This window comes from Chloroflexota bacterium (assembly GCA_018648225.1).
In the GTDB taxonomy this organism is placed as follows: domain Bacteria; phylum Chloroflexota; class Anaerolineae; order Anaerolineales; family UBA11858; genus NIOZ-UU35.
The window spans coordinates 10441-19002 of the sequence record JABGRQ010000033.1; the positions used below are offsets into that span (position 1 = coordinate 10441).

Annotated in this window: 7 protein-coding genes; 4 read left to right on the forward strand and 3 right to left on the reverse strand. The window is 51.5% G+C overall.

The genetic code is table 11. The annotated features are described in order from the left end of the window. A partial coding sequence (locus HN413_01510; GenBank protein MBT3389068.1) for an HTH domain-containing protein occupies nucleotides 1-332 on the reverse strand: 332 nt, incomplete at its 3' end. A gap of 129 nt (nucleotides 333-461) precedes the next feature. On the opposite strand from HN413_01510, the gene HN413_01515 reads away from it, so the two are divergent. Further along, nucleotides 462-923, forward strand: coding sequence for a hypothetical protein (locus tag HN413_01515; protein ID MBT3389069.1), 462 nt, complete (start codon nucleotides 462-464; stop codon nucleotides 921-923). 64 nt (nucleotides 924-987) lie between these two features. Here the strand turns inward: HN413_01515 and HN413_01520 are convergent, their stop codons facing one another. Further along, nucleotides 988-2610: a matrixin family metalloprotease gene (locus HN413_01520; GenBank protein ID MBT3389070.1), complete on the reverse strand. Its 1623-nt coding sequence runs from the start codon at nucleotides 2608-2610 to the stop codon at nucleotides 988-990. A 129-nt stretch (nucleotides 2611-2739) separates the two neighbouring features. On the opposite strand from HN413_01520, the gene HN413_01525 reads away from it, so the two are divergent. The 3 genes from HN413_01525 to HN413_01535 all read left to right on the forward strand — a co-directional run bounded on the left by HN413_01525 (nucleotide 2740) and on the right by HN413_01535 (nucleotide 7107). Continuing rightward, complete coding sequence (locus HN413_01525; protein ID MBT3389071.1) at nucleotides 2740-3567, forward strand: GNAT family N-acetyltransferase; 828 nt, start codon at nucleotides 2740-2742, stop codon at nucleotides 3565-3567. A gap of 225 nt (nucleotides 3568-3792) precedes the next feature. Next, a complete protein-coding gene (locus HN413_01530) occupies nucleotides 3793-5577 on the forward strand; it encodes a proline--tRNA ligase (GenBank protein MBT3389072.1) in 1785 nt (594 codons plus the stop codon). A 159-nt stretch (nucleotides 5578-5736) separates the two neighbouring features. Beyond that, nucleotides 5737-7107, forward strand: a complete 1371-nt coding sequence (locus tag HN413_01535) for a MerR family transcriptional regulator (protein MBT3389073.1) — start codon at nucleotides 5737-5739, stop codon at nucleotides 7105-7107. 229 nt (nucleotides 7108-7336) lie between these two features. On the opposite strand, the gene HN413_01540 is transcribed toward HN413_01535, so the two are convergent. Further along, a partial coding sequence (locus tag HN413_01540) for a glycosyltransferase (GenBank protein MBT3389074.1) occupies nucleotides 7337-8562 on the reverse strand: 1226 nt, incomplete at its 5' end.

The following is an 8562-nucleotide window of genomic DNA, read 5'->3' on the forward strand; positions in this document are numbered from 1 at the left end:
GAAGGCAACGCCGCCGCGAGTTTGAGCAAAGCCCCCTTGAGTTTCTGACCAACCCCGAGGTCGTCCAGTGGCGCGGGGATGCTAAGCATGAACAAAGCCCGAACTTCCTCCTTGCTCAAACCCGTTAAGTCGGTGCGATAACGCTCGATCAGGGCGATGCCGCCCCCTGGCCCGCGCTCCGTGTAAACTGGCACTCCCCAGACGCTCAGGGCGGTCACATCGCGGTAGATGGTGCGTATCGAAACTTCAAGCTCATCAGCCAACGCTTCAGCAGTAACACGCCCGCGGGATTGCAAAATCATCAACAGGGAAAGCAATCGATCTGCACGCATAGTTGAATTCTACCGCGAAATCCTGACAGAAGGTGTCAGGTAGGCTGCGATAAGATCATTCTGCCGCCGATAGCTGTGTCGGCGCAACCGGAAAGGATCAGCGTGGTTCTACTGAAAAGGAGATCAATTATGAGCGAATTAGAAGTCAAGATTATTGAGTTGCCGCCGATGCGCATGATTTCGGCCTATGGTTTCGGCACGGAACCGGAGCCGATTGCCTGGGATAAAATGCTAATTTTTGCACTGGCAAAGAGCTTGAGAAAAGAAGGCGAACTCCCCCAGACCTTTGGTTTCAATAACCCGAACCCGTCAAAAGGCAGCCCGAATTATGGGTATGAACTCTGGATGCCGGTGGTAGAAGATGTGCTGCCGGAGGGTGATCTCCGCATCGTGCATTTCACGGGCGGCCTGTATGCAGTGACTCCGTTCAAAGACCTCAACAAGATCGGCAAAGTGTGGCAGCAGTTGGCTCATTGGCGCGAGGCCAGCCATTACAAACGCGGCCAGCATCAATGGCTTGAAGAGCAAACAGCCGCGTCGGATGTTCTTGAAGAACTCGAGTTCAATTTGTATTTGCCGATTATTGAGTAAAGAAGTATATCATCGCGGAAACATAAGCCACAAAAGCCTTGTGTTTCCGCGATGATTGGGTGAATTACCGCCCAACCTGGAAAAGCACATTTTGGAAAATTGCGCTACTATTGTCGTTGCCATCTTCAGAGCGGTATTCCACTTCCAGGTTTGTACTCCCACCACTGCCAGATTCCGCTCTCGCCAGGCTGTAGGCGCCATAGTCTTTGTCCCAGGGTGCATAAACCGCCAGAGTTGAAAAAGCGCTGGCGTTATTCTCCCAAATATCCATACCGGTATCCATGAGATTGGCTGAATTATTGGCGTAAAGTGTGTAATAGTTCCAGTCAATCCTGGCGTCTACGCCAAAGACATTCGTACGCGATGTTCCGGCGCCTGTCCAGCCAAGTATATTGAAAAATCCCTGCACATAAGCATTTTCCCAGTCTCCTGGATAAGTGGTTGCAAATGTAAAGCTGGCGTCCATATTATCGAGCACCGTCCAGCCCATATCGTCTTCTTTATTGCTCTCATAGCGGTAGATGTTGATCAGCGGAACGGCGTTACCCACCAACGGGGTTTGCACAAAATAAGTAAATGGCAAACCTTGCTGATATTGGTTGCCATGCATATCATGGATGTAAATTGTGCCAGCATCCATTGTGAAAGCAAAGCCCTCTAAAACCGGGAAAACATTATTATCCCAGAGGAAAGCGTAGACAATCACTGTACTATGGTCGGAATAGAAAGTATCCAGATAAAAGGGGACAGAGCCAGACGATGTGTTATTCATATCCCACCAACAGTTAAAAGCAACATCATCATCCGTATCGGGTAAATAACCAACAACTGTGCAACTTCCCCGCAGATCTTGTAAGCGATTTTCCATACCATCGGGGATGGGAACCCAGGCCGAGGCTTGATGGCCGTTTTGGGAGGTCAGATAAACGCCGGAGATGCCTGCTTTCTCATATTGGTTCGTACCACCCACAGCAAGGCTGGAGTATTTGCTCAATAGCTCGTTGATGCTATCTTGTCCCAGGGGATAATTATTCGAGTACGTTGCGCCGGGGGCAGCATTAGGGTACATCAACATCCCTTGCTCCACATCATGGCCCAGGCCGATTGCATGGCCGAACTCATGCGCCAGAACCAGTGAGCCATCGTAACCAATCCCATCGCCAGCGGCTGGATTCCAATGGAAGATGGTTGCGCCATACTCGTCGATGACGGCGCCGCCAGAGCCATAATTCAGGCCGATTAGCACTTGCTGGCTGGATTCGTATTGACTGACATACGCAGACCCCAGTGGATTGTCTCTCAGCCCGGTGGTCCAGCCGACGATGATATTGGTATCGCTTTGGCAACTGCTGTGCTGATAAAGATTGAATCCGGTATTGCTCTGCCAGTATTGCGCGCCGTTGGTAGCGAAACTCTGAATAACATTATCCCCCCACAAATACAGTCCGCTATAATCGCCCCCAGAACTCGAAGCGATGCAATAACTGGCTTGTGCCGTGGGCCAGGAAAAACTCCCGGAAGTTAAACAATACCCAATCGGGCAGTCATCCTCTTCGAAATAATCATAGGGAACTGGCTCGCCTTCATACGCAAGAGCTGGTATTGCGCTCGATGTGAACACAAACATCAATACCAATACTATAACAATGAGCGGCAATAGCTTGTGGAAAACAGGATTTTGGTTCATCAGTATTCCTTTCGCATGGTCAGCTAAAAGTTCATGCGGAACTATATAGATATAGATTTATAATAGCATATCACTATATAAAATTAATAGGCCTACGGTCATAGTCTCATGCTAATAAAGGAGAATGCTATGAAATTTGAAACAGCTTCATTGCTGGAGTTTGGACTTCAGCCAACGCTGGCTATTCTGGATCGCGGTTTTGCGGATTATTTTGTACCAATCCAGATAACTTTCGAACATTTTTTGGGGATGTTGCGGGTGGATAGTGTGGATGCGACGGCTAGCCGTGTTGTTCTCAAAGCTGGTCAACCCGCGGGAGTTGCGCTGATTGCCCGGAGAGGGCGGAGCAGCCGCCTAGCGGGGATGGCAATCCTCCCCGAGGCGCGCGGGCAAGGGGTAGGACGCTGGCTCGTGGGGCAGATCATCGCCGACGCCAAAGCTCGCGGCGATCGCCGCCTGGAACTCGAAGTCATCGAGGAAAATATACCTGCCATAAATCTCTATGAGCAGTCCGGCTTCCAAAAGGTTCGCAAACTGGTGAGTTATTCGTTGGAAAATCCAACCGGCGTAACAGCCAGATTGGAAGAAATTGATCTGCGCACAATGGGTCGCCTGATTTTTCTGCACGGCTATCAGGATTTCCCCTGGCAAATGTCGGGAGAGAGTCTGCTGCAAATGAGCCTTCCCAACCGCGCTTTTCGTTATATGGATAGCGCCGTAGCCATTTCGTCACCTGCTGCTGAACAAATTTTTATACGCGCACTGTTGTTGAATATTGAGAATAAAACGCAAATTCAAACCTTGCTCCAGGGTTTATTTGCGCTTTATCCTGGCAAAACCTGGAAAGTGCCGGCTATTTTCCCCGAGGAATTTTGTGGCACATTTGAGCAGGCTGGTTTTGAACGTGGAAGCTTAGCCCAATTCCAAATGGCACTGCGTCTATCCGCCCAGCCTTGACAGAACCTCCGCCTCTGGTAAACTAGCACCCGTTATGCAATTTTTAGCTTCCCCATTCGCTCCCGTCCCTAGCAACCGCAAGCCGCGATAGGCTTTTGGTCTTTTGGGATGGTGGGCAATCATATACCCACGATAAGCGAACACCCTCTGGACTGAAAAGCCAGAGGGTGTTTTTGTCTCAAGTTAAACACTTGAAGCACATTCCCCCGGAGGTAGTCTATGAAAATGTCAATGCTTTTTAGCCAAACCCTGCGCGAAGCCCCCACCGACGCTGAAATGCCCAGTCACAAACTGCTGGTGCGGGCGGGTTTTATCCGCCAACTTGCCGCCGGTATCTACACAGCCATGCCGTTAGCCAAACGCTCGCTCACCAAAATCGAAGATATTATGCGCGTGGAAATCAACGCCATCGGCGGACAAGAGATGACCATGCCGGTAGTGCATCCTGCCGAAGTCTGGCAAGAGACCGAGCGTTGGTATCAGATTGGCTCGGAGATGGGCCGCTTCAAAGACAAAAATCAGCGCGATATGGTGTTGGCCATGACCCACGAGGAAGTAGTCGCCGACCTGACGCGTAAAGAGATTCACTCCTATCGCCAACTCCCTGTGCTGATTTATCATATTCAAACCAAATGGCGTGATGATCCCCGCCCGCGCGCGGGCCTGATCCGCGTGCGCGAGTTCACCATGAAAGACAGCTATTCACTCGATGCCGATTGGGAAGGCCTCGATAAACAGTATCGCGCTCATTATCAGGCCTATTTCGATATCTTCCACCGCTGTGGGATTTCGGTGATTGCGGTTAAATCTGATGTGGGCATGATGGGCGGCAAGCTGGCCCATGAATATATGTATCTAACCCCTTTTGGAGAAGATACGCTGATGCTTTGTGACGCGTGCGGATATTCGGCCAATCGGCAGGTGGCCACCTTCAAAAAGGTTGCCCTCCCCGAGGAAGAATCGCTCCCCACTGAGAAAGTCTTCACGCCCGATTGCAAAACCATCGCCGAATTGGCCACATTCCTGAATATTCCTGCTGCCAAGACCGCCAAGGCTGTCTTCATGATCGCCGATATCCCCGAAGGCGAATCCAGTGTGCAGAAATTTGTCTTTGCTATCGTGCGCGGCGATATGGACTTGAACGAAACCAAGCTGGTCAACGCCCTCAAGGCCAGCGAACTGCGCCCGGCCACCGAGGAAGAGATTGTCGCCATCGGCGCGGTGCCAGGCTACGCCTCACCAATTGGATTGCCGGAAAAGAATACTTATTTGCCCGTTATCACGATTGTGGATGAGTTAATTGCGCAGTCGCAAAACCTGGTAGCCGGAGCTAATGATGCCGGGTATCATATGCTCAACACGAATTTGGGGCGCGATTATCAGGCCGATCTTGTGACCGATCTAACCTCCGCCCGCGAAGGGGATGGTTGCCCCGAATGTGCCGCGCCTTTCCGGGAAGTGCGCGGCGTGGAAGTGGGCAATATCTTCAAGCTTGGTACGCGCTACTCCGATTCGCTGGGTTGCACCTTCCAGGATAAAGATGGCAAGGAGAAGCCTGTCATTATGGGTTCTTACGGCATTGGCAGTGGGCGTTTACTGGCCTCAGTCGCCGAAGAACACAACGACGAATACGGGTTGATCTGGCCGATTACAGTAGCCCCGTATCAGGTGCATCTGGTGATGCTGCCCAGCAAAAAAGACGATTCGGCAATGGAAGCCGCCGCGCAGTTGTATAAGGATTTAGTAGCCGCCGGTGTGGAAGTTCTCTTTGACGACCGGGACGACAGCCCCGGCGTGAAGTTCAACGACGCGGATCTGATTGGCTTGCCGATCCGGGTGACGGTGGGCGCGCGCGGGCTGAAAGATGGCATGGTCGAGATCAAACGCCGCAGCGAGAAAGAAAAACGCATGATCCCCCTGGAAGATGCGCTGAAAACCGTTCAGGCCGAAATTGAAGCGCTATTAGCAGAGATTCAGGCCACAATTATCGAAGTTCCCTACGAAGCGTAGGCTGTCAGCAAAAATAGCCCAAAAAGGTGTGCGTGGGTTTTCCCATTGCACATCTTTTTTGCTTAACACCCCTTGACTCTCCTCCTACCGGAGGGTCTATACTATACGTGTTGATGGCCTTCAACCTCGCAATAGCTCATAACAAAAGACAGGTAACGAATGATAAAGATTGGCGACTTCTCAAAACTGGCGCATGTCACCGTCAAAACCCTGCATCACTACGGCGAAATCGGCCTGCTGCGCCCGACGCATATCGACCGCTACACGGGGTATCGCTACTACACCCTCGAGCAACTGCCGCGCTTGAACCGCATTCTGGCGCTCAAAGACCTGGGCTTCTCGCTAGAACAGGTCTCGTTGCTGCTCAATGAAAACCTTTCTCTGGGAGAATTGCGCGGCATGTTGCGGATGAAGCAGATTGAACTGGCAGAACGCGTGGACCTGGAGCGGGCGCGACTGGCCCAGGTGGAGTTTCGGCTTCGCCAAATTGAGCTGGAAGGTGGTATTCCCGAACGCGAGATTGCACTCAAAGAGATTGCCCCAATGACGGTTCTGGCCGCCAAAGCCACCGCGGCCAACGAAATCGCTTTGCCCGCAGCCCGTTCCAGCCTGCAAACGCTGCTCACGCACAATCTTGAGCGCGCCCGCCTCAAAGCCGATGGCCCGTGGTTTGGCCTGATCGCTGATTTACCCTATGCGGAGAGTGAACTGGAGTTTGAGATAGCTGTCCCCGTGCAACTTCGCCGCGGTCAACGCGCTGGCGATTGGGGCAGTTCCCCAGTGCAGTTGCGCCAACTAGCGGCCGTGCCCACAATGGCCAGCCTGATCTATGATGGTGAGTACGCCGCTATGAACATGGTCTACGCCGCGCTTTACGCCTGGACAAAGAGCCATGCTTATCAAATCGCCGGACCGTGTCGTGAAGTTTACCTGTCTGGGGCGGGGATCACCTTCGAGAAGCCGGATGAATCTTCCGGCTTTGTGGAAGTGCAGTGCCCCGTTGAGCGGACGCAAATCCCGATTTCAGTAAAATCAACACAAACCTATGGGAAGGACCTAATCATGCAACCCAAATTTGTCACCAAACCCGCAATGACCGTCGTCGGATTGTCTTATGTCGGAAAAAATGAAAGTAACGAGATTCCCCAACTATGGGGTCAGTGGAATGCGCGGGCTGGTGAAATTAAAAACAGAACTGGCTATTGCGCCTATGGCGCCTGCTTTGCGGCCCCCGAGAACGCAGGCGAAGGTGAGTTCGAGTATATGGCCTGTATGGAAGTGACCGAAGTTGCCGATACGCCCGATGGCATGCTTGTGCGCCAAATCCCGGCGCATAAATACGCTGTTTTCACGCACAAGGGCAAGTTACACAATTTACCAGAGACCTATAAATATATTTATGAAACCTGGCTGCCCCAATCCGGTGTGGAACTGCACGAAGACAAGTTTGACATGGAACTTTACGATGAGCGCTTCATCGTCGACGCAGATGAAGCGGAGTTTGATATTCTAGTAGCGATCAAGGAATAAGTATCGTTAATAAGTGAACTGCGAAAAGTCCTTTAAAAACCTGTCATTGCGAGGAAGCGAAGCTGACGAAGCAATCCCCAGTTTTTAGGGTGAAATATGTCTTTTTTAAGATTGCTTTGCCGCCTACAGCGGCTCGCAATGACACCGTTTATCAGATACTTTCCAATACCTACTTAAATCGACCAGCCCTCCGAGATCGGCGCTGTCATAAAATCTCGGAGGGCTTCTGTTAAGGCCGGACCGAATCAAATATCTTCGAGCCAATTGACTTCTGGTTTTCAATTTGAACAAAGCGCCCCTGTTTATGATCCTCAATTGCCTGGAGATAAACTGCTTCCAGGCGTTTGGCCTGATTGCTGATTTCATAGTTTTGCGCCCGCGCCAGGGCCGCACTTTTGAAGCGGGCAGTTCTATCGGGGCTTTTAAACATCTGCTGGATTGCGGCCGAAAGCGCTCCGCTATCGTTTCGTGTAGTGAAGCCCTCGATGTTGTCTCGCACAATGTCAGAAGTTCCAGTTGCGGCAACTGCGACGACCGGCAGGCCTGCCGCCAGCGCTTCCAAAGTGACCAAGCCTTGTGTTTCCGAAGTCGACGCGAATACAAAACAATCTGCTGCCGCAAGATAACGGGGGATGTCGTTGAAGGGAGTGCGCCCCAGGAAATCCACGCGCCTGGCAATTCCCAGCGAGTGAGGCAATTTGCGGATCAAATCGCCTTCGGGGCCATCGCCAATAATTACCAGGCGCAAAGCCGGATCATGTTGCATAGCACTGGCGGTAGCTTCGAGTAAGATATTCCAATTCTTCTCCAATGCCAAACGCCCGACAGAAATCATCACTTTGTCATTCTGCCAACCTAATTGCAGGCGCGTGGCCTCGCGATTGGCTTCGCGATACGGAGTCAGGTCAATTCCAGTGGGGACAACCGTGTATCCGCCGGATAGCCCGTAGTCGTCGACGAGAATCTTGCGCATACTTTCGGAAGGCAAGACAATATGCTGGCACTTCTCAATGAATTCGCCCAACCAGATATGGATCATATCTTTGACGAAACCTTGCACACTTTGCTGTGGCAATGGTATGTAATGACTGTACTCCTGATAGCGGGAGTGAAATGTAAACACCAGGGGCAAATCAAGTTTATGGGCCTTGTTGGCAGCCGTCAGGCCGAGCAAGGCTGGATGATGCGCGTGGATCAAATCCAGCTTGAGAGTGGGGAGCAGCCTGTCGACAAATGGTGAAACGGGAATGACGGCAGGAATATCTACCGAGATGGGCAAATCGAGGCTTGGGTAGCGAAAAACGAAAGGTTCTTTATCTTCGTAGTCGTCATTATGTTGAGCGAATACAAAGACATTATGCCCCATTTTAGTGAACGCATCGCGATACGCGCTCACCGAGCGCACCACACCGTTAATCACCGGATGGTACATGTTGGTGAAGTGAGCAACATGCA